We start from the raw sequence: 22,022 nt of genomic DNA, 5'->3' as shown, positions 1-22,022 counted from the left end.
AATCCGATGTATCTTTGTAATGTAATCAGATGGTAAGGTATATCACTTGATGTTGTTTTAGAAATTAAACTTAAGGTAAATATGAAAGATTTATTGAAATTAAAATCTTCTTTGAAAGAAGAGATCGAAAATATACTAAATGCACAAATTAAAGTTGAAGCACATTCTTCAGCGTTATATTTGGCAATGTCTTCATGGTGTGACGATCAAGGTTTGGAAAATGCAGCTGATTTTTTTGCAAAACAGTCCAATGAAGAGCGTGAGCACATGTTGAAACTTTTCAACTACATCAATAATCGTGGTGGTCGTGCAATCTCTCCGGAGATTACAGGTATTCCACAAGATTTCGAATCATTCCGTGGTGTATTTGAGCAAACATTGGAGCAAGAGATGTTTGTAACAGAGCAATTTAATAACATTGCTGACAAATGTGCAAAGGCTAAGGATTACGTGACGTTCAACTTCGTACAATGGTTCTTGGAAGAGCAAGTAGAGGAGGAATTTGTTGCAAGACGTATCCTTGAATTATTTGATGTAATTGGCGAAGATGGTACTGGCCGTTGGGAAATTGACAAACACCTTGTTAAGGTAGCCTTTGCTGGTGAGTAACAAATTACAAGAATTTTAGTAGTAATAACGAGTTGTTTTCCTGACAACTCGTTTTTTTTTATACAAAATCACAACTTTTTACGTTAATAGCTTAAGAATTTCTTATATTGAATTGTATTATTGCAAAGTCTGTTTGATGAAACTAAGGGGCGGGAATATTATCCGGTTTATACTTTTGTTAACTATTATAAGCTTGTTTTTTCTGCCAAAGAATACGTTTGGTCAGGCGACAAAAAAAGAGGTTTATGGAATTGTTATAGATACTGCGGGCAATCCTCTCAAAGGTGTTAGTGTGCATTTGACGAGTTCTCGGGACACACTGTTTTCGTCAACATCAGCGACGGGATATTTTCACTTCGGACGTGTTTTAGGAAACGATATTCGGATAAGCTGTACGCAAATAGGTTTGAGTATTCTCGAACGTAGTTATCCGCTTTACAATAGTAGTACGGCCAAACTGGACGTGGGGAAATTGACAATGTTTCCGCATGTTTCCTTATTAAAGGAGATTGTTATTCTCAAATATAAGCCTATTGTCTATAAACAAGATACTGTACAGTTTAATTTAGACGCTTTTCAATTCGATCGGCGTGCACTTTTAGAGGAGGCGCTTAAAGCCTTACCAAATGTGCAAGTATCTAGAGATGGATCTGTCTACGCTTTCGGAAAACCCATATCTTCGGTAAAAGTTGATGGTAAGCGATTTTTTGGAGGGGATGTTCTGACTGCTACACGAAATCTCCCCGCGGATTTTGTGAAAAGTGTGCAGGTTATTGATTTTTATGGAGACGAAGCGACGGCTAAAGGGATTAAAAGTACCGAATCCGAAAAGATATTGAATATTGTACTTCGAGAGGATAAGAAAAAAATCACTTTCGGACAGGCAACATTGGGCGGAGGTACCGCCGACCGCTACCTTGGAAGTATTGGTGTAAATAGATTTGATAATGGAAAGGAATATTCTATTGTATCCTCTGTCAATAATACAAATACCAATCTCTTCTCTTTTGGCTCTCCAAATGGAGGCGAGCGGGAACGGGAAATGGGGGAGCTGGCAGATTTTGCTGACCCCACAGATGGTGTTAATAAAATAAGTTCAATCGGGGCTAGTTTTTCCAGTCCACTTTCAAAGACTGTCAATGCCAGTGGAAAATATTCTTTTACTCAGCGTAACAATTCTACTGTAGGAAATTCTTTTTTGCAATCCATCTATGGGTCTGGAAAAGGAGTGAATACCTCGATCAGTAATTATGAGGACTATAGGATAAAGTCTGTTGATCGGACACATAAAATGGATTGGGATTTCGATATGAAACTCTCACCAAAAGACCAATTGAAGATTTCTCCAAAGCTCTCCTGGACTAATTCGACAAGTCGAACATTAAAGGATCGACGGATCAAGAACAACAGGTTGAGCAGTACAGGTAATTATGAAGCTGCTAATAGTACAGAAAGCCCAGCAGCGGCTCTTGATCTGTTTTATACAAGGGGTTTTGATAAGCCAGGCCGGAAAATATTATATACTTTTCATGCAGATTTCAATGCGTTGGATAAGGACGAAGTACTGCAAGATCAGAACGAAGGGATAGACAGTACTGTGACTCCGCCTAAAATAACGAAAACCTTTCTGAATCAAATGATCCGAACGGATAATGAGAGCAAAAATATTCAGAGCCGCCTGTCTCTTGTCGAACCAGTAGATCTGGGAGGTGTGTTAGAGATCAACTATGACCTCGATTACACAAAAATAGATGCCAGCCGCTCAACTTTTGATCATACGAATTCTGAGAAAGAGCCTATAATGATCGACTCACTCAGTTTAAAATATAACTATTCTTTTGCGAGTAATAAGGTCGGAATGATTTATCGGCAGGATGTGGGGAAAAACGTCAAATTAAATTTTGGCTTTGCTGTTCAGGCTTCAGAATTGAAAGGTGCCCTAACCGGTCAAGATAATCCAGCCTCCTATCCGAATGTAAATTTTGTGCCCTCAGCCGGATTAAAGTGGAAGTTTACCAAAGAGGAAGATCTATCCATAGATTACTATGGACGTAATAATCAACCTAACTTCTATCAGATACAACCCGTAGTAGATAATACAAATACACAAAATATTGTTGTTGGAAACGGGGAATTAAAATCAGAATTTGCAAATACAATTGTTTCAAAGTACCGCAAATCAATGACGGGAAAAGGACAGTATTTTGAGGCAAGTTTTGCTTATAACCTGGTAAATGATAAAATTGTTGCAGATCGTACCATTGAGCCTAACTCTACAATACAAAAAACAACCTATCGGAATACGGATGGGTATTTTGATATTAAAAGCTATTACCTTTTTACAGCTTCTTTATTCTCGGATAATTTGCAGATGAGTCTCAATGGAAATGGGGATTACTATAACAATATCTCTTTCATTAATGATAAGAAGAGTTTTGGTGGACATATTTTAATTACTCAGGCCATTCAATTTCGTTATGCTTGGAATGATATTTTTGAGGCCGAATTAAACGGTAATTATTCGTTGAATCGGGCGACTTTTGATTGGCCTTTTCGGGACAATATCACTGCACATTCTGGAATTGTAGGGCTTGGTTCCAAGGCGTATTTGGGGAAGCATTTCACGATGGGGCTGGAGCTATCCCAAAAGTTTAACGCAGGATATTCAAGTTCATGGAGTAATATTAGTCCAACGATAATCAATGCATATATGGAATATACTTTTGGACGTAATAATCTGGGTATGTTGCGGTTTCAGGGCTTCGATTTAATGAATCAGAATACTGGAATATCCCGTGCTGTTGTTGGAAATGATATCTTGGATGTTCAAAATAATCGCTTGGCCCGTTATTTTATGCTCTCACTGAATATTCGTTTACAAAAATACCCGAAGAAATCCTGATAGGCATTCATGCATAACATTGTTATCATGATTGAATGTGAGATAATAAAAGCGTAATTAGAAATTATTTACAGATGAAAGCAGTTGTGATAAGCAGACCGGGTGATCCTGAGGTATTAACGGTTGAGGAACTGGAGCGACCACAGATTGGAGATATGGAGGTGTTGATCGCAGTCAGGGCGGCGGGTGTGAATAGGCCAGATGTTTTCCAGCGAAAGGGAAATTATCCGGCACCTCCAGGTGTTGATCCACGTATCCCGGGGCTCGAAGTGGCAGGTGTTATTGTGGAGAAAGGCTCTTTGGTCGATAGCTGGAATATTGGTGACTCGGTATGTGCACTGGTTGCCGGTGGTGGGTATGCTAGTTACGTTTCTGTTTACCAGGGGCATTGCCTACCTATTCCGGGGAATCTAAGTTTTGAAGAAGCGGCAGCACTCCCAGAGACTGTCTTTACAGTGTGGGACAATGTCTTTCGAAGGGGAAAACTACAATCTGGAGAACACTTCCTGGTGCATGGTGGAGCAGGCGGAATTGGTAGTACAGCTATTCAATTAGGGTCACTATTCGGTGCGGAAGTTTATACAACTGTTAGTTCGGAGGAGAAAGGTCTTTTTTGCCAATCACTAGGTGCATCAAAAGTGATAAACTATACGACCCAAGATTTTCAAGAAGTGCTAGCCGGCTTGGGAGTTGACGTGATTTTAGACAGTATAGGTGGTGCCTATTTCGAAAAAAACATCAATCTCTTGAACCCCGATGGACGCCTGGTCTATATCAACGCCATGCAAGGGGCTAAAGCAGAAATAAACTTGCTCAAATTGATGCAAAAAAGAATTCTACTTACCGGAAGTACCCTGAGAGCAAGAGATCATCACTTTAAAGAAACATTACGTAATGAGATCTGGGCTGAGGTATGGCCTAAGATCATTTCTGGTGATTTTAAACCCAGACTGTTTTGTGTTTTGCCTTATCATGAAGCTGCAAAGGCACATCAATTGATGGAGGATTCGAATTTGTTGGGAAAAATCGTATTAAGTTTTTGATTTTTGATAGTTAAGCGGGGTCGTACCCGTGATATTCTTGAAATATTTATGAAAGCTCGAGAAGTTTTGAAACCCAGACTCGAAGCAGATTTGCTTGATGGTTTGTTTATTTTCAAGTAATAAATTACATGCCGTCTTTACACGCATTTCAATTAGAAACTGAAAAAGTGTCTTACCTATCTGCGATTTAAAATAACGGCAAAATGAATTTGGCGTCATTCCTGTCAATGAGGCAAGCTCCTGTAGGCGGATCTGATCACGATAATTTTCGCCGATGTAGTGCATGGCTATGCGCATGCGGTCAGCATCCTGATCCTGAGATTGAATCGTAAAGCCTGTACTGGTTAATAGATCATGCTGCTCCTCTGTTGCAATAGATGTGAGGATCTGCAGTAGGTGGATGATTCTTGTTGTGCCAGCGCTGTCTAGTATGGCATCAATATGTGTTATGGTTTCAGCCTTACTTGCTTTAGAAAGCGCTATCCCCCTTTTCGAAATCCGTATCAAGTCTTTGATGTTTTTGTTCTCAGGCAGGTTTGTGAATTCATTCCCCCAGAAATTTTCTTTAAAATGCAGTACACGTATATCTGCTGCGTGCGGATTATCCTCTTTTAGGTAGATTTCATCAAACAGCCAATAATGAGGTAGATTAGAACCTACCAGTGTAATATCTCCGGATTCAAAACGGCGAACGCTGTCGCCAATAAACTGTGTGCCAGCTCCCTCTGCAAAATAGATCAATTCAAGTTCTTCATGATAATGCCAAATGTTGTGGTATTGCGGTGTATTATCTCGTCTAGCGTTGAATGAATGGGTGAGATGGTTGTTTAAATGAAGTAATTGCGCTTTCATAACTATGAAATATATGCATTAAAGTTACATATTCCTGTTTAGATATGGTAATATAGCTTAATAAATTGATAATATACTTGAATATTGTCTAGGTTTTTTAGGCTTATTTTACATAAAATAACTACTTATAACCATTTGAATATATGACTAACAAAAAGAGTTACACATTTGCCTTGATTTTGGTGACCTCCTTGTTCTTCTTTTGGGGATTTATCCATAACCTTGATCCGATCTTGATTCCACACTTGAGGAATGCCTTTAGTTTATCGCATTTCCAGGCTTCTTTGGTCGATTCAGCGGTATTTATTGCCTATTTTGTGATGGCGATCCCTGCGGGAATTATTATGAAACGTTATGGCTATAAGGCCGGTATTTTGATCGGATTGTTATTTTTCGCGCTAGGTTGTTTTTTGTTTGTTCCTGCAGCAAATACCATAAGTTATGCTTTCTTTTTGGGGGCTTTATTTGTGGTCGCATGTGGATTGACTATCTTGGAAACAGCAGCCAACCCGTATGTCGCTATTTTAGGTGATCCTGCAACATCTGCTCAACGGCTGAATTTTGCGCAGTCATTCAATGGTCTTGCAGCCTTCTTGGCACCTATATTTGGTGGGAAATTTATCTTGTCACACGAACCGAAATCGCAAGCAGAACTTGCGCAAATGGCTGAACAGGCAAAACTGGCTTATATCCAGTCAGAAACTGCTTCTGTAAAAATGCCTTACCTTGTTTTGGGCGTATTGATCCTGTTGATTGCTGCTTTGTTCTTCTTTACCAAATTGCCTGATATCAAGGATGAAGAGGAAGAAGGTAAAGCAGGCTTCTTTCATGCTTTGAGACATAAAAATGTAAGATGGGCGGTCATTGCTCAGTTTTTTTATGTTGGTGCTCAGGTATGTATCTTAAGCTTTCTAGTGCTATATGCAACAGAAGTAGCAGGGATATCAGGGAAAGATGGTGCGGACTATGCAGGTTTTGCAGGATTAGCATTTATGTTAGGCCGATTTATTGGAACCTTCTTTATGCGTTTTGTTTCAGCATCTAAACTGTTGATCATATATTCATTTGTTACGATCGTATTATCACTGTTCGTTATTTTTGGAACAGGTGTACAAACATTATATGCCTTGATTGGAATCGCATTTTTTATGTCCATCATGTTTCCGACCATTTTTGCCTTTGGAGTACAGGGGATCGGCGCAGATACTAAATCTGCTTCGAGTCTGATTGTCATGTCTATTGTTGGCGGAGCGTTATTGCCGCCACTTTTGGGCTTAATATCGGATACAACAGGCCATTTTCAATATGGTTATTTTGTGCCTTTGGTATGTTTTATCGTGGTATTGGCTTTTGCCTTTCAGAATAGGAACGTGAGCATCGCGGAAACAGAAAATCTTAAATCACATTAATAGATAGTAATGAAAAAGTATGTCATGGCATTGGATCTTGTCAATGATCCACAATTGATCAAAGAATATGAGGATTACCACCGTGCAGTGTGGCCAGAGATCAAGCGATCGATTTTGGATGCTGGGGTAACGCAAATGGAGATCTATCGTTTTGAGAATAGATTGTTTATGAATATGGAAGTTGGTGAAGATTTTTCATTTGAGCGTAAATCTGCTATGGATGCTGCCAATGAAAAAGTTCAGGAATGGGAGCAGTTGATGTGGAAATATCAAGCCGCTATCCCGGGATCCAAACCAGGTGAAAAGTGGGTAATGATGAATAAAATATTTGAATTAGTATAAGTTATGGCCATACAACGTTATTTACAAATCCATCCGATGGATAATGTCCTGGTTGCATTGCAGGACCTGGCTGAAGGAACAGCAATTGTTTTCGAAGGTAAAGAGTTTACATTGAAGCAAGCCGTTGCGGCCAAACATAAGTTTACGATTCAGCCCATGGAGCAAGATGCCGAAATATTGATGTACGGTGTTTTGGTTGGGAAGCTGAATGGTGATTTAGGTGCGGGTGAGTTGATCACAACAGAAAATCTACGTCATGCATCCGAAGATTTTAGAATGGGTGATCGCAAGACCACTTGGACCAAACCGGATATTGCTGCATTTAAAGATAAAACATTCAACGGATTCCACCGTTCGAACGGTACGGTAGGAACGGCTAACTATTGGTTGGTCATTCCATTGGTATTTTGTGAAAACAGGAATGTACTGACGCTAAAAGCTGCTTTCGAAGAGAAACTAGGCTATAAGGTCAAAGCCAACAATTATATCTCCGAAGTAGAAGACTTGATCGGATTATATAAATCCGGTGCAGATGTAAACCAAATTTTGGGACAGGATTTATTGGCTAATTCAACATCAAATGAGCAAGAACGTTTGTTTAAAAACGTGGATGGCATTAAGTTTTTGAACCACGAAATGGGCTGTGGTGGTACACGTATGGACTCTGATGCACTATGCGGTTTGTTGGCGGGATATATCACACATCCCAACGTGGCAGGTGCAACTGTATTGAGTTTAGGCTGCCAACATGCACAAGCTTCCATTTTAAAGGCTGAAATAGAGAAAAGGAATCCAGGCTTTGACCGTCCTTTATACATCTTTGAGCAACAAAAAGAAGGAACTGAAAAAGAATTGATGCAAAAAGCAATCAAAGCAACTTTCGCAGGGATGATGCAAGCGGATAAAAATGAGCGCAAACCAGCCACTTTAGATAAACTATGTATCGGTTTGGAGTGTGGTGGTTCAGATGGCTTCTCAGGTATTTCGGCCAATCCGGCACTTGGTTTTGTTTCGGATATTCTGGTGACTTTGGGTGGTTCTGTTATTTTAGCTGAATTCCCAGAGCTATGTGGCGTGGAGCAGGAACTTAGTGACCGTTGTGTTGATGAACCTACTGCCGAGAAATTTATGAGCTTGATGCGTACCTATAATGCGAAAGCAGAAGCGGATGGTTCGGGTTTCTACATGAACCCATCTCCGGGTAATATCCGTGATGGTCTAATCACTGATGCGATCAAATCTGCAGGAGCAGCTAAGAAAGGTGGTACCTCACCAGTCGCTGCCGTGATTGACTATCCTGAATTGGCTAATGGGGCAGGGCTCAACTTACTATGTACACCTGGGAATGACGTGGAGAGTACTACCGCAGAGGTTGCAGCGGGTGCTAATGTTGTCTTATTTACGACCGGCTTGGGTACGCCCACGGGAAATCCGATTACTCCAGTCGTAAAACTATCGACCAATACAAAGACTTTTGAAAAAATGCCTGATATCATAGATCTTAATTGTGGTACCATTATCGAAGGCACAGAGACTATTGAACAGGCCGCGCATCGTATACTTGATTATGTAATTGAAGTTGCTTCAGGTGAGGTCAAGCCTAAAGCAGTCTTGTTGGGACAGGATGATTTTATTCCTTGGCGAAGGGGCGTTTCTTTGTAAATAACCAAAAAATCGAACATAATGAAATTAAAACATGTCATCTGCAGTTTGGCCTTGATCATAGGATCACTCTCCTATGGTTATAGCCAACAACAGTACCAGCCAAGTCCTGAAAATTTAAAAAATAGGGAATGGTTTGAACAATCTCGATTCGGGGTCTTTATCCATTGGGGTGTCTATAGTGTGTTGGGGGATGGTGAGTGGGTCATGAATAATCAGAACATCAGCTTGGATGAGTATGCACTCTTGCCTAAATTTTTTAATCCCATTTCTTTTGATGCAAAAGAATGGGCTAAATTATTTAAACAGGCTGGGGCAAAATATATTACATTCACGACAAGGCATCACGATGGTTTCGCCATGTGGAATAGCCAAACTTCGGATTATAACATCGTGAAAAAATCGCCATTCAAACGCGATATCGTAAAAGAGTTGGTCGCAGCATGTCATGCAGAAGGAATAAAAGTCATGTTCTATTACTCGCTTTTGGATTGGAACCGCAATGATTACCTACCTGCAGGTAAAACGGGAGGTGGCATCGCTGGGCGTGATTCTACAAAAGGTGATTGGAATCATTATGTCCAATTTATGAAAAGTCAGTTGACTGAGCTTCTTACAAGTTATGGTCAAGTTGATGGAATTTGGTTTGATGGTCATTGGGACAAACCTAAAGAGGATTGGCATTTTAAAGAAATCTATGAGTTGATCCATAAGTTGCAGCCACAATGTTTGGTGGGTAATAATCATCATTTAGCTCCTTTTGAGGGAGAGGACTTTCAGATGTTTGAGCGTGATCTGCCAGGAGAAAATACCACGGGATTTGGAACAAGCGCACATGATGTGGGTAAATTGCCCAAAGAGGTTTGTGGTACCATCGCTGGATCTTGGGGCTTTGAATTGAAAGATAGGACACGTAAATCGTTTAGAGAGGTATTGACTTACTTGGTTAAAGCTGCGGGACATGGTTCAAACCTGTTACTCAATGTGGGACCGATGCCGAACGGCGAGATTCAGGACTATCAACAAGATCGTCTAAAAGATCTTGGTAAATGGTTGGCAGTTTATGGCGAGACTATCTATGGAACTGAAGCGGGAGGGGTACCACCTACGGAAGATTATGCGTTGACGCGAAAAGGAAATCAGGTATACCTGCATATCCTTAAACCTGAAAAGAAGGAATTGTATATTGCCAAGCTTCCTTATCAGGTGAAGAAAGTAAAGACATTTATCGGAAATAAGGATATTAAATTTAGTAATAAAGATAATGGTTTACGACTGGATTTGCCGGCATCGACTGACGAGGCAGATCTAGTTTTAACACTAACAATTAAATAACAATGGGAAAATTAGAACAAAAAGTAGCTGTTATTACAGGCGGTGGTAGTGGGATTGGTCGTGCTATCAGTGTGCAATTTGCTACAGAAGGAGCGAAAGTCCACATTCTGGATTTAAATGAAGAAGGTGGGAATGCTGTAGTAGCGGAAATTTTGGCTCTAGGTGGGCAGGCTGTATTCAATCGTTGTAATGTAACCGATCAAGGGGAAATTATCGGCATAGCTCAAAATATCGGGAAAATTGATATTTTAGTGAATAATGCTGGCATTGCTCACGTTGGCAATTTGGAAAATTGTAAATCCGAAGACTTTGAACGCGTTTTTAATGTGAATGTGAAAGGTGCCTACAATGCGTTATATGCTATTGTACCGATCATGAAAGCACAAGGTTCAGGTGCTATCCTTAATCTCGCTTCGATTGCGGCGTGGGTAGGAATTACGGATCGTTTTGCCTATTCCATGAGTAAAGGTGCGATCTATGCGATGTCTTTGTCGGTAGCACGTGATTACATGGCTTTCGGTATCCGTTGCAACAGTATCTCGCCAGCGCGTGTACACACCCCCTTTGTGGATGGTTTTATCGCGAAGAACTATCCTGGTAAAGAAGCTGAAATGTTTGAAAAACTGTCTGCAAGCCAGCCAATAGGTCGTATGGCACAACCCGAAGAAATAGCTAAGCTGGCACTTTTCCTTTGTAGCGACGACGCAGGGTTTATTACAGGGAATGACTATCCGATCGACGGTGGTTTTATTAAATTGAATAACTAAATGTTAGATTTGAGACATTAGATTCTCATATCTACTATCTCATATCTCAAATATAAAAAAATATGAAATTAATACGTTTTGGAGCCTTTGGCAAAGAGAAGATTGGAGTTCAGGTTGACGGAGTAAACTACGATGTAAGTGCATTTGGTGGTGATTACAATGAGCAATTTTTTGCAGAAGATGGTTTGGCTCGTTTAGAAGAGTTTGTCAAGGCTAATGCAGGTAAACTGATTGAAATTCCACAAGACGAGCGTATCGGAGCACCTTTTGCACGTCCATCTAAAATAGTTTGTATCGGACTGAATTATATGGATCATGCCAAGGAAACAAATGCACCGATTCCTGCTGAACCTATTATTTTTATGAAGTCCACCACTTCATTAATAGGACCATACGATAATGTGATGATTCCTAAAGACTCTGTGAAGACGGATTGGGAAGTGGAGTTTTGTATTGTAATTGGTAAAAAGACCTCTTATGTAGAGGAAAATGAGGCTTTGGATTATGTTGCGGGTTATGTACTTCACAATGACGTATCTGAACGTGAGTATCAACTGGAACGCGGTGGTACCTGGGATAAGGGAAAAGGCTGTGATACATTTGCGCCTATGGGACCATTCATGGCTACTAAAGAGGAAATCAAGGATATTAACAATGTACGTATCTGGTTGAAAGTTAATGGTAAAACCTATCAGGACGGAAATACCAAAGATTTAATATTTTCAATTGCACATGTTGTTTCCTATGTTTCTAGATTTATGACCTTATTACCAGGAGATGTGATTTCAACAGGTACTCCTGCGGGTGTAGGTCTTGGATTTAATCCTCCTATTTATTTAAAACCTGGTGATGTGATTGAATTGGGCGCAGATGGACTTGGCGAATCACGTCAGACTGTGGTTGCTTATTCAAAAAATTAATTTATCTCCTATTTTAGGTTTTATTATGCGCATAGATACCCATCAGCATTTTTGGAAATTCGATCCTGTTAGAGACAGTTGGATTACAGACGAAATGCTCGTTATCAAACGGGATTTCACGCCATTGGATATTCAGTTTGTATTGGAGCGAAATGGATTCGCAGGTAGTGTGGCCGTTCAGGCTGATCAATCTGACGCGGAAACGAACTATTTGGTTCAGCTGTCCAAAAGTCATCCCTTTATCAAAGGTGTGGTTGGATGGGTTGATCTTCAGGCCGAAGATATTGAACAACAGTTGACAAGTTATAAAGAACTACCGGTAATCAAAGGCTTCCGCCACATTGTTGAGGGAGAGTTGGACCCAGATTTTCTGATTCGACCAGCTGTGTTGAACGGGTTAAAAGCATTGGCTGCATTTGGCTATACCTACGATTTATTGATTCGTCCACGTCATTATGAGGCTACATTGCAATGTGTTCAGCAAAATCCAAATCTTCAATTTGTACTGGATCATATTGCCAAACCTCCGATTAAATCAAGGGAGTTTGATGAGTGGGCCGCGTTTATCGATAAACTTGCTGCCTTTTCAAATGTGGTCTGTAAAGTGTCGGGGCTGGCTACAGAGGCAGATTGGTCCAGCTGGAAATTGGATGATTTCAAACAATATCTCGACCATATTTTCCTACGTTTTGGAAAAGAAAGGATTATGTTTGGATCGGACTGGCCCGTATGCCTGTTGGCGGCCTCCTATGAGGAAAGTATCGCTATAGTCGAAGATAAGTTAGGCGACTTTACAGAAAAGGAAAAAAATGCGTTTTGGGCTGAGAATGCCATACGTGTATATAATCTATAAAAAAGACTTCAGTATGTATGAAAGGGAAGGAATGCATACTGAAGTCCTTTCATGGCAGATAAATCGAGTCTAATAAGCTCGCTGCTGTTGGGATAAGCTTTAATCAATAACCGGTGAAACGAGTTCGTTGATGCAGAAAACAGACACTCATCAACGAAACATACAATTCAATAAAATTATTATGGATCTTCATTTAAAAGATAAAGTAGTTATTGTTACAGGTGGTGCAAAAGGGATAGGGCGAGCTGTAGTGCATGCTTTGGCCAAGGAGCAGGCTATTCCTGTTATTGTGGGACGTAAGCAGGCCGACAATGAGAAAGTCAAGCAAGAAGTGAAACAGTTTGGTATTGATGCTTTGTGTATCGAAGCTGAATTGTCCAAACCTGAAGATTGTGAAAAAGCAGTACAAAAGACACTGGAGGTTTATGGTCGTATAGACGGCTTGGTGAATAATGCGGGACAGAATGATGGGGTGGGGTTGGCATCAGGGGATTATGCAAAATTTGTAGCCTCATTACATAAAAACTTGATCCACTATTATTTGATGGCGCATCATGCATTGGATGCATTGAAAGCATCTAAAGGAAGTATTGTCAATATATCTTCCAAAACAGGAGAAACTGGACAGGGCAATACATCAGCCTATGCCGCTTCCAATGGTGGGCGAAATGCATTGACACGCGAATGGGCCGTAGAACTGTTGCCTTATTCAATCCGTGTAAACGCTATTGTTGTTGCTGAATGTGCTACCCCACAATACGATACCTGGATTCAGACTTTACCAAATCCAGAGGAAATATTGAAAAAGATTACCGATCGTATTCCCTTGGAAAATCGCATGACTACGTCGGAGGAAATTGCAGATACAACCGTATTCTTGCTATCTGACAAGTCAAGCCATACAACAGGCCAATTAATCCATGTTGACGGTGGTTATGTGCATTTGGACCGTTCCATTATTGCGGAATAGTATCCAGTAAAAATAAGAAACTTGAAGCATCGTGTTTAACCTTGCTCTAATGAGCTACGTGCGATAAGAAAATTGGGCTGTGCCTGTTAAAGTCGGAAGAACTATTCTTCTGACTTTTTTGTTTTTATATCCGGTGATGATAGGTGGAATGCCGAAGACCGTGAAAATATACAAATAAGGCCGATTTTCTACCTAATCTACTGAGGATTTTGATGTTAATAAAAAAAAATATGAATTTTATTTTGTTTATTTAATCGATTAAGCTTATACTTGTATAACTGATAATTATAAACTGAAGATAAACTAGCGGATCCATTTGCTTTTTTTTGCTCTTTTTGTTTAAACGTTTAAGCTTTGAAGGTAAAAAGATCCTACAGAACTGATTATATAAAATAAATTCCAAATAAATATTACATGGATTATAAACCATCCATATTTAAAATTTCAATTTTATTACACAATTGAATGTAATTTTTAAATAGGAAATGCTCCATCTTACTGATGGGAAAGAGCGTTTAACACACTCATTTGTACTGTTTAAAATATACAATCAATAAGATAATCAATTACAGTATATGAAAAGATTCATGTTTTTATGGTGTGTAATCATGTTCGGTTATACATCTTTCGCTCAAAATTCAAACGGATTAGGTAATCTATCGAAATTATCGAATGCTAAAACAAGGTCAATCAGTCCTGAAAACTTTAGCGGTGGAAAAGGTAAAGGTGGAATGGCTGTCCCCAATGAAAAGGAAGGGGCGCGTAATCAGGCAAATGCTTCCAAAGCTGCCCGAGAGCTCGGCGTGGGATGGAAAGTTAATCCTTATGTCCATATCGGTGCTGGTGAGACATTTACGCTGGCTGAAATAGATGGATCGGGAATTATTCAGCACATCTGGATGACACCGACAGGCAACTGGAGTCAATCCATTATTCGATTTTATTGGGATGGGGAGACAGAACCTTCAGTTGAAGCACCTGTCGGAGCCTTTTTTGGAATGGGCTGGAATAAATACGCCCCTTTAAATTCACTCGCGATGACAGTCAATCCAGGTAGTGCTTTTAACTCCTATTGGCAGATGCCTTTTCGAAAAAAATGCAAGATAACAATGGAAAATGTCAGTATTCATCCCATGGTACTCTATTATCAAGTCAATTATGCCGAGACTGAGGTTGGTAATGATGAAGCTTATTTCCATGCGCAATACCGAAGATCTCACCCTACGGAAGGTGCCTTACATACCATTCTGGACGGTGTAAAAGGGAAAGGACATTATGTTGGAACCTATTTAGCTGTTGGTGTCAACAACACGGGCTGGTGGGGTGAAGGTGAAGTCAAATTTTTTCTCGATGGTGATAAAGAGTTTGCTACGATAGTCACCACGGGCTTGGAAGACTACTTCTGTGGATCTTATAATTTTGAAAACAAGGAAACGCGTAGATATCAGGAATTTACTACACCATATGCTGGTCTGCATCAGGTGATCCGTCCCGACGGAATATATGATTCACAGCAGCGATTTGGAATGTATCGCTGGCATATTATGGATCCTGTACGTTTTAACGGTGACCTAAAGGTAACGGTTCAAGATTTGGGTTGGCGGTCCGAAGACCGGTATCTGCCGCAGAAATCTGATATTATCTCGGTGGCTTACTGGTACCAGACAGAACCTCACGGCAAATTCAAACCACTTCCAGGAAAGAATGGGATAGAAATCAATTAAAGTTTGGCACCATGAAAACAAAACTATTCAAAGCTATGATGATATTCTCCGTATTGTTCTCAGCCTGTCAGGGTAATAACAAAGAGCCCGGACAGGCGCAAAAGAGCAAATCTAATTTCGCTGCTGATCTCACTTTTCTGCAAAAATGGGATCAGCAACTGATTGTTCTTTCAGCTTCCGGCGGGGAAGCGAAACTTATTGTTTCGCCCAAATACCAAGGCAAAGTGTTCACTTCTACCGCAGAAGGTGAGGAAGGGAAGAGTTTTGGCTGGATCAACTACAAAGCTTTTGATCAAGCTATCGATCCACATATGAATGCTTATGGTGGTGAAGATCGGCTATGGCTGGGGCCAGAAGGTGGGCCTTTTTCGTTGTTTTTTGCCCCGAAAAAGGAGATGGTTTTTGATCATTGGCGCACCCCAGCGGCAATTGATACCGAAAGTTGGTCTTTGGTTTCATCCTCCACGAAAAGTGTGCGGCTCGCCAAGGATATGGATCTACAAAACTATGCCGGGACGCAGTTCAAAATAAATGTTAATCGCCAGGTGGAGATATTGGAACGCAAGGAGATCGAAGGTATGCTTTCCATTGTATTAGGGGATAAGGTGAAATCTGTTGGGTTTAAAACAACCAATAGCTTGCGAAATACAGGTGATTTTACCTGGGATAAAAAGACTGGAGCGCCCTGCATATGGAATTTAGATATGTTTACACCTACTCCAGAAACCGTGATTTTAATCCCCTATAAAGAAGAGGCTGAAGGTAAAGTAGCCACAACAGACTACTTTGGTGAGATTCAATCTGATCGGATTGCAATGGAAAAAGGCGTTTTATACTTTAAGGCTGATGGTTTGTCAAGAGGCAAACTCGGTATACCACCTCATCGCGCCAAACCTATCGCTGGAAGTTATGCGGTTGATGAAGGTGTGCTTACGATTACCCTTTTCGACGTGGCTAATACTGCTACTTATCTAAACCAGGAATGGACGACAAAAAAAGATCCTTTCCTAGGAGATGCAATGAATGCTTATAACGATGGTCCGTTAGCGGACGGCACGCAAATGGGACCTTTTTATGAAATTGAAAGTGTTTCTCCAGCGGCTTTTATTCCTCCCAATGAACAGATTGTACACAATCATAGTGTCTTCCATTTTACTGGGGACAAAACTGAGCTGAATACAATTGCTGAGAAGGTGTTAGGAACCTCCCTAGCCCGTGTTTCAACAATTTTTGGTCAACCTAAAAAGTAACAAATATGAAAACATATCCTAAAATTGGTATTCGCCCTATTATCGATGGTCGCTTGGGCGGTATACGTGAATCTTTGGAAGAAACAACAATGAATATGGCTAAAGCTGTCGTGGCTTTGTTTAACGCTGAATTGAAATATCCCGATGGAACACCGGTGGTCTGCGTTATCGCGGATACCTGTATTGGTGGTGTGAAAGAAGCCGCAGACTGTGCCGATAAGTTTGAGCGGGAGAACGTCGGTGTATCGCTTTCTGTTACCCCCTGTTGGTGTTATGGTTCTGAAACAATGGATATGAATCCACTGTTGCCCAAAGCAATTTGGGGTTTTAATGGTACCGAACGACCCGGAGCAGTATACTTGGCGGCAACTTTGGCCGCTCATAATCAAAAGGGCTTACCAGCCTTTGGGATCTACGGTAAGGATGTACAGGACATGGGCGACCAGCATATACCGGAGGACGTGCGTGAGAAGTTACTTGCCTTTGCGAGAGCAGGATTAGCTGTGGCAATCATGCGGGGCAAATCCTATTTGGCTATCGGTTCGGTTTCAATGGGAATAGCGGGATCTATCGTAGATGCGGATTTTTTCCAAAGCTATCTGGGCATGCGTAATGAGTATGTGGATTCCTCAGAAATCTTACGCCGGATACAACAGCATATTTTTGATCCGGAGGAGTTTAAATTAGCATTGAAGTGGACGCGTGAACATTGTCAGGAGGGTGAAGACTTTAATCAACCAAAGAATGTCAAAAGCCGCGAAGAGAAAGATCAGGATTGGGAGTTTGTTGTCAAGATGACGATGATTATGCGTGATCTTATGATCGGCAATCCAAGACTTGTCGATCAAGGCTACGGAGAAGAAGCCCAAGGCCACCATGCGCTCTTGGCTGGATTTCAGGGGCAACGGCAATGGACAGATTTCTTACCAGATGGTGATTTTTCCGAAGCACTATTGAATTCGTCATTTGATTGGAATGGCATACGTACGCCTTATTTGGTGGCTACTGAAAATGATGCCTTGAATGGGGTTTCCATGCTGTTTAATTATCTATTGACCAATACTGCGCAGATCTTTGCTGATGTACGGACTTATTGGAGTCCTGAGGCTGTGGCGCGCGTATCTGGTTGGAAGCCGGAGGGAAGGGCTGCGGATGGATTTCTGCATTTGATTAATTCCGGATCGGCGACCCTTGATGGTACGGGGAAACAGCGTCTTGGAGACAAACCTGTGATGAAACCACATTGGGAAATTTCGGATAAAGAAGTGGATGCCTGTCTGAAGGCCACCACATTTTACCCCTCCAATCGAGATTATATGCGAGGTGGTGGTTTTTCGTCCAAGTTTGTCACTGAAGGGGGAATGCCCGTAACCATGTGCCGCCTCAATCTCATTAAGGGGGTAGGGCCAGTTTTGCAAATTGCTGAAGGATGGACGATCGATCTGCCTGGAGATGTCCATCGTATATTGGATGAACGCACAGATAAAATCTGGCCAACCACTTGGTTTGTACCACGCTTGACTGGAGAAGCTAATTTTTCTAGTGTATATGCCGTTATGGCCAATTGGGGTTCCAATCATGGCGCTATTAGTTATGGGCATATCGGCGCAGATCTGATCACGTTGGCAGCTATGTTACGCATTCCTGTCAATATGCATAATGTTGCGCAGGAGGCAATCTTTCGGCCATCGGCATGGGGAGCTTTTGGAATGGACAGCGAGGGCAGCGATTATAGAGCATGTCAGGTATATGGCCCCTTGTATAAATAAGATTTAGGCTTCAATATAATTTTTATCACCATGAACACGACATCCCCAAGAAAAAAGAAAAGATCTCTCTTTGTCAATGAGCAAGGAGTCAATTATCTTGTGCCGTTCATTTTTATTTGCAGCCTATTTCTCCTTTGGGGTTTCGCCCACGGTTTCTTAGATGTTCTGGATAAGCATTTTCAGGATCTTTTGCATGTCAGTAAAGCGCAATCCGGCTTTGTGCAATTTTCCCTTTATATTGGATACTTGGCCATGGCCTTGCCTGCAGGATTATTCATTAAGCGATATGGCTATCAAAGAGGTATTATCCTTGGTTTAGCTATTTTCGCTATAGGTGCATTTATGTTTTATCCGGCTGCATCATTAGGCGCTTTTATTCCTTTCCTGATCGCTTTGTTTGTGCTGGCCTGCGGACTCACTTTTTTAGAGACCGCTGCTAATCCCTATTCTACTGTATTGGGGGACAAGGCAGGAGCCGCCCGACGAATTAATATTTCTCAATCTTTCAACGGACTTGGGTGGATATTAGGACCACTTATCGGCGGGCTTTTCGTTTTTGGGATGGAGTCAACGGGTGAACATGATAAGTTTGATTCTTTAGTGACACCCTATATGATGATCGGTAGTATCGTAGTGGTGGTTCTGCTTATTTTTATGGTCATCAAGTTGCCCGAAGTCAAAGAAGACCCCGATACAGATGGGGAGGAAAACCCGCCATTGCGAAAGTTATTGCAATATCCAGCTTTTATATTGGCTGTTGCAGCACAATTTTTATATGTCGCCGCGCAGACAGGTACGAATTCCTTTTTTATCAATTATGTCATAGATGCTGTTCATGATCTGCAAACACCTATCAGCAATATCATGGTACACTTAGGTTATTTTGGTGATTTTTTTATGCCCAAAAATAATGAACAGGCAGCCTCGATCCTGCTCGCTATCGGTGGGATGGGAGCCTTCTGGATCGGTCGTCTTACAGGAGCATATTTTATGCGGTTTGTGAGCCCACGTAAATTATTGATGTGGTACGCGATAGCCAATAGTGTGTTGGTCACGGTCGTTATTGCTGATATCGGATGGCTTTCGGTTTTCAGCCTGTTTACGACATATTTTTTTATGTCCATCATGTTTCCTACCATCTTCGCCCTAGGGATTCAAGATCTAGGTACATTGACGAAGAAAGCTTCTTCTTTCTTGGTGATGGCTGTAGCAGGGGGAGCCTTCTGTCCACCTATTATGGGATTGATTTCAGATCATTCTAAGATGGCTGTTGGTTTTTTTATACCATTACTATGTTATTTGTTTATTGCGTTTTACGGATTTTGGATCAAGCGTAAACTTAAAACGGAACGTATCACTGTGGGCGCGTCCCATTAAATAAGGAGAACAGGAATATGAGTAAGAATAAATATGTTATTGGAGTTGATTTTGGGACGGACTCTGTCAGGGCTATGCTGATGGATACAATCACTGGAAAGATCCTTTCTTCATCGGTTTGTTTATATGAACGTTGGCATAAAGGCTTATACTGTGATGCTGGCAACAGTCAATTTCGTCAACACCCATTGGATTATATAGAAGGGTTGACGTCAGCAGTTAAAAACTGTCTACAAACGGTGGATCCGGAAGTCAGACAAAGCATCGGCGCCTTATCTATGGCAATGACGGGATCGACACCCGTAGCTGTTGATGAACAGGGGACGGCTCTGGCTCTTCTTGATGCTTTTAAGGACAATGCCAATGCAATGTTTGTGCTTTGGAAGGATCATACCGCTATCCATGAAGCGGCAGAAATCAATGGGGCTGGGAAAAAAGATCCTCGAGGTTACTTGCGATATGTCGGTGGAATCTATTCTTCGGAGTGGTACTGGGCAAAATTATTACATGTACTTCGTGTTGATCCAGCCGTCAGGGAAGCTTGTTATACCTGGGTAGAACACAGTGACTGGATGCCTTTTTTGTTGACGGGTGGAAATGATGCAAATCAGATGAAGCGGAATGTATGTGCGGCAGGACATAAGGCACTTTGGTCACCCGCTTTTGGCGGTTTACCCGATGCGGAGTTTTTTAATACGATCGATCCGATGTTGGGTACCTATGCGGAGCGATTTGGGGATAGGGTATATACGGCTGTTGAATCTGCTGGTTACCTTTGTGCAGTATGGGCTGAGCGACTGGGGCTTTCTACCGACGTGCAGATCGGTATCGGATCCATCGATGCGCACGTAGGCGCTGTAGGCGGAGAAATAAAACCCTACTACATCAGCAAAGTTATAGGTACATCGACCTGCGATATGATGGTCGTGCCCAAACCGGAGATGGAAGGCGTATTTGTGGAAGGTATATGTGGTCAGGTCGAAGACTCCATTATTCCGGGTATGGTGGGACTTGAAGCTGGACAGTCTGCCTTTGGCGATGTATTTTCTTGGTTCAAGGATCTGCTCCTCTGGCCCGCAAAATTAATTTCTTCGGCCGATTTCAGTGCCGTTTATGAACATTTGGAAACAGAGCTGTTAAAGGAACTCAATCGTTCAGCTGCGCAGTTACCAATGCATATCGACGATCCTTTTGCTTTAGACTGGTTTAATGGTCGACGGACACCGGATGCAGCGCCGACGCTAAAAGGTCTGATCGGCGGTCTCTCTTTGGGAACAACGGCACCTGCAATTTTTAGCGCTTTGGTTGAGGCAACTTGTTTCGGGTCACGGGCGATTATGGAGCGTATTGAAAGCGAAGGGGTAAGGGTGGAAGGGATCAATGCGATCGGCGGAATCGCTAGTAAATCTCCCTTCGCCATGCAGATGATGGCTGATATATTAAATCGACCCATACACATCGCAGCTACAGAACAGGTCTGCGCATTGGGCGCTTGTATGTTTGCTGCAGTGGTTAGCAACCGTTATGACACGATAGAAGAAGCGGCAGCCCGTATGGGAAAGGGAGATAAGGAAATTGTACAGCCTAGACCTGAATATAGGGCGCATTTTGATCATCGGTATGCGCAGTATTTACGTTATGGCGCCGTGCAAAACGATCGAGATAACAAAGCGCAGACTTAATGTTTTTAGAATGGAAACAATAACGCAAAAACAAATCCATATGGGCAGGCCGCTGGGTGTTCTAGATCATGATACTTTTAATCTGGTCTATACAACCTATCAGGGGACTTTGTATAAAAAGTTTATGTTTCTGCTCAATTTTCAAGAGACGGCAGAGGATATTCTTCAAGATGTTTTTTTGAAGACCTGGCAATTGCGGGATACGATCAAGACCGAAAAATCATTGAAAAGCTATCTTTTTCAGATTGGCCGAAATTTAATTATGGATCACTATCGTAGGCGAAAACGGGAGCAAGGTTTTACCCTAATCTATCGTGATTTTATAAATGCGGTGGATCAGATCGATGAGGAATGTATATTCCATGAGGACAAATTTTCTAAATTAGAAGGAATTATCAATAAATTACCCCCGCGAAGAAAGCAGGTGTTTGAACTGTGTAAATTTGAGCGAAGGAGTTATGAAGAAGTAAGCGAATTATTGCATATTTCACCATCAACAATAAGTGATCACATCGTCAAGGCAATGCAGTTTATTAAAGTGCATTGGAATTAACAC

18 protein-coding genes are annotated in these 22,022 nt (G+C 41.4%); 17 read left to right on the top strand and 1 reads right to left on the bottom strand.

Annotation, left to right across the window (positions count from 1 at the left end; all coding sequences use genetic code 11):
• Positions 1–81 precede the first annotated feature (81 nt).
• From M2408_RS16435 to M2408_RS16425, 3 genes are all read left to right on the top strand, one after another.
• Positions 82–609 (top strand): ferritin, encoded by a 528-nt coding sequence (locus M2408_RS16435; protein ID WP_223583426.1) that lies wholly within the window; start codon positions 82–84, stop codon positions 607–609.
• A gap of 136 nt (positions 610–745) precedes the next feature.
• Positions 746–3,511, top strand: coding sequence for a TonB-dependent receptor (locus tag M2408_RS16430; RefSeq protein WP_259183381.1), 2,766 nt, complete (start codon positions 746–748; stop codon positions 3,509–3,511).
• 74 nt (positions 3,512–3,585) lie between these two features.
• Positions 3,586–4,554: an NAD(P)H-quinone oxidoreductase gene (locus M2408_RS16425; protein WP_259183380.1), complete on the top strand. Its 969-nt coding sequence runs from the start codon at positions 3,586–3,588 to the stop codon at positions 4,552–4,554.
• Here M2408_RS16425 and M2408_RS16420 read toward each other — a convergent pair.
• Positions 4,543–5,406, bottom strand: a complete 864-nt coding sequence (locus M2408_RS16420; protein ID WP_259183379.1) for an AraC family transcriptional regulator — start codon at positions 5,404–5,406, stop codon at positions 4,543–4,545. The genes M2408_RS16425 and M2408_RS16420 overlap by 12 nt on opposite strands.
• Before the next feature lie 143 nt (positions 5,407–5,549).
• Here M2408_RS16420 and fucP (M2408_RS16415) point away from each other — a divergent pair, with 143 nt between their 5' ends.
• From fucP (M2408_RS16415) to M2408_RS16350, 14 genes are all read left to right on the top strand, one after another.
• On the top strand, positions 5,550–6,815 hold the full coding sequence (gene fucP, locus M2408_RS16415) for an L-fucose:H+ symporter permease (protein ID WP_259183378.1): 1,266 nt from the start codon (positions 5,550–5,552) through the stop codon (positions 6,813–6,815).
• A gap of 9 nt (positions 6,816–6,824) precedes the next feature.
• Positions 6,825–7,157, top strand: a complete 333-nt coding sequence (locus M2408_RS16410) for an L-rhamnose mutarotase (protein WP_257087854.1) — start codon at positions 6,825–6,827, stop codon at positions 7,155–7,157.
• A 3-nt stretch (positions 7,158–7,160) separates the two neighbouring features.
• Positions 7,161–8,819 (top strand): UxaA family hydrolase, encoded by a 1,659-nt coding sequence (locus tag M2408_RS16405; RefSeq protein ID WP_120259115.1) that lies wholly within the window; start codon positions 7,161–7,163, stop codon positions 8,817–8,819.
• 21 nt (positions 8,820–8,840) lie between these two features.
• Positions 8,841–10,154, top strand: coding sequence for an alpha-L-fucosidase (locus M2408_RS16400; RefSeq protein WP_259183377.1), 1,314 nt, complete (start codon positions 8,841–8,843; stop codon positions 10,152–10,154).
• A gap of 2 nt (positions 10,155–10,156) precedes the next feature.
• Positions 10,157–10,921, top strand: coding sequence for an SDR family NAD(P)-dependent oxidoreductase (locus tag M2408_RS16395; RefSeq protein ID WP_259183376.1), 765 nt, complete (start codon positions 10,157–10,159; stop codon positions 10,919–10,921).
• 62 nt (positions 10,922–10,983) lie between these two features.
• Positions 10,984–11,841, top strand: a complete 858-nt coding sequence (locus tag M2408_RS16390; protein ID WP_259183375.1) for a fumarylacetoacetate hydrolase family protein — start codon at positions 10,984–10,986, stop codon at positions 11,839–11,841.
• Positions 11,792–12,694, top strand: coding sequence for an amidohydrolase (locus M2408_RS16385; RefSeq protein ID WP_259183374.1), 903 nt, complete (start codon positions 11,792–11,794; stop codon positions 12,692–12,694). Before M2408_RS16390 ends, M2408_RS16385 begins: the two co-directional genes overlap by 50 nt.
• 181 nt (positions 12,695–12,875) lie before the next feature.
• Complete coding sequence (locus M2408_RS16380; RefSeq protein WP_259183453.1) at positions 12,876–13,664, top strand: SDR family oxidoreductase; 789 nt, start codon at positions 12,876–12,878, stop codon at positions 13,662–13,664.
• Positions 13,665–14,239: 575 nt separating this feature from the next.
• Positions 14,240–15,388, top strand: a complete 1,149-nt coding sequence (locus tag M2408_RS16375) for a glycoside hydrolase family 172 protein (RefSeq protein WP_259183373.1) — start codon at positions 14,240–14,242, stop codon at positions 15,386–15,388.
• Positions 15,389–15,399: 11 nt separating this feature from the next.
• Complete coding sequence (locus tag M2408_RS16370; RefSeq protein WP_259183372.1) at positions 15,400–16,638, top strand: DUF6786 family protein; 1,239 nt, start codon at positions 15,400–15,402, stop codon at positions 16,636–16,638.
• Positions 16,639–16,643: 5 nt separating this feature from the next.
• Complete coding sequence (locus tag M2408_RS16365) at positions 16,644–18,407, top strand: L-fucose isomerase (protein ID WP_259183371.1); 1,764 nt, start codon at positions 16,644–16,646, stop codon at positions 18,405–18,407.
• A gap of 30 nt (positions 18,408–18,437) precedes the next feature.
• Positions 18,438–19,784, top strand: coding sequence for an L-fucose:H+ symporter permease (gene fucP / locus M2408_RS16360; protein WP_259183370.1), 1,347 nt, complete (start codon positions 18,438–18,440; stop codon positions 19,782–19,784).
• A 17-nt stretch (positions 19,785–19,801) separates the two neighbouring features.
• The gene (locus M2408_RS16355) at positions 19,802–21,466 is read left to right on the top strand and encodes a ribulokinase (RefSeq protein WP_259183369.1); all 1,665 of its coding nucleotides are present in this window, start codon (positions 19,802–19,804) and stop codon (positions 21,464–21,466) included.
• 10 nt (positions 21,467–21,476) lie between these two features.
• Positions 21,477–22,019, top strand: a complete 543-nt coding sequence (locus M2408_RS16350; RefSeq protein WP_259183368.1) for an RNA polymerase sigma factor — start codon at positions 21,477–21,479, stop codon at positions 22,017–22,019.
• Positions 22,020–22,022 lie beyond the last annotated feature (3 nt).

Origin of the sequence: Sphingobacterium sp. BIGb0165 (genome assembly GCF_024810095.1) — a bacterium.
Lineage (GTDB): Bacteria > Bacteroidota > Bacteroidia > Sphingobacteriales > Sphingobacteriaceae > Sphingobacterium > Sphingobacterium detergens.
The sequence above is the reverse complement of the archived record's forward strand: the minus strand, read 5'-3'. Positions and strand labels throughout refer to the sequence as shown.

Coding starts and splice junctions, on each gene's coding strand:
- M2408_RS16375 (WP_259183373.1), top strand. CDS start 14,240: ATGAAAAGATTCATGTTTTTATGGTGTGTAATCATGTTCGGTTATACA.
- M2408_RS16425 (WP_259183380.1), top strand. CDS start 3,586: ATGAAAGCAGTTGTGATAAGCAGACCGGGTGATCCTGAGGTATTAACG.
- M2408_RS16350 (WP_259183368.1), top strand. CDS start 21,477: ATGGAAACAATAACGCAAAAACAAATCCATATGGGCAGGCCGCTGGGT.
- fucP (WP_259183378.1), top strand. CDS start 5,550: ATGACTAACAAAAAGAGTTACACATTTGCCTTGATTTTGGTGACCTCC.
- M2408_RS16430 (WP_259183381.1), top strand. CDS start 746: ATGAAACTAAGGGGCGGGAATATTATCCGGTTTATACTTTTGTTAACT.
- M2408_RS16390 (WP_259183375.1), top strand. CDS start 10,984: ATGAAATTAATACGTTTTGGAGCCTTTGGCAAAGAGAAGATTGGAGTT.
- M2408_RS16400 (WP_259183377.1), top strand. CDS start 8,841: ATGAAATTAAAACATGTCATCTGCAGTTTGGCCTTGATCATAGGATCA.
- M2408_RS16420 (WP_259183379.1), bottom strand. CDS start 5,406: ATGAAAGCGCAATTACTTCATTTAAACAACCATCTCACCCATTCATTC.
- M2408_RS16410 (WP_257087854.1), top strand. CDS start 6,825: ATGAAAAAGTATGTCATGGCATTGGATCTTGTCAATGATCCACAATTG.
- M2408_RS16405 (WP_120259115.1), top strand. CDS start 7,161: ATGGCCATACAACGTTATTTACAAATCCATCCGATGGATAATGTCCTG.
- M2408_RS16380 (WP_259183453.1), top strand. CDS start 12,876: ATGGATCTTCATTTAAAAGATAAAGTAGTTATTGTTACAGGTGGTGCA.
- M2408_RS16385 (WP_259183374.1), top strand. CDS start 11,792: ATGGACTTGGCGAATCACGTCAGACTGTGGTTGCTTATTCAAAAAATT.
- M2408_RS16395 (WP_259183376.1), top strand. CDS start 10,157: ATGGGAAAATTAGAACAAAAAGTAGCTGTTATTACAGGCGGTGGTAGT.
- M2408_RS16355 (WP_259183369.1), top strand. CDS start 19,802: ATGAGTAAGAATAAATATGTTATTGGAGTTGATTTTGGGACGGACTCT.
- M2408_RS16365 (WP_259183371.1), top strand. CDS start 16,644: ATGAAAACATATCCTAAAATTGGTATTCGCCCTATTATCGATGGTCGC.
- fucP (WP_259183370.1), top strand. CDS start 18,438: ATGAACACGACATCCCCAAGAAAAAAGAAAAGATCTCTCTTTGTCAAT.
- M2408_RS16435 (WP_223583426.1), top strand. CDS start 82: ATGAAAGATTTATTGAAATTAAAATCTTCTTTGAAAGAAGAGATCGAA.
- M2408_RS16370 (WP_259183372.1), top strand. CDS start 15,400: ATGAAAACAAAACTATTCAAAGCTATGATGATATTCTCCGTATTGTTC.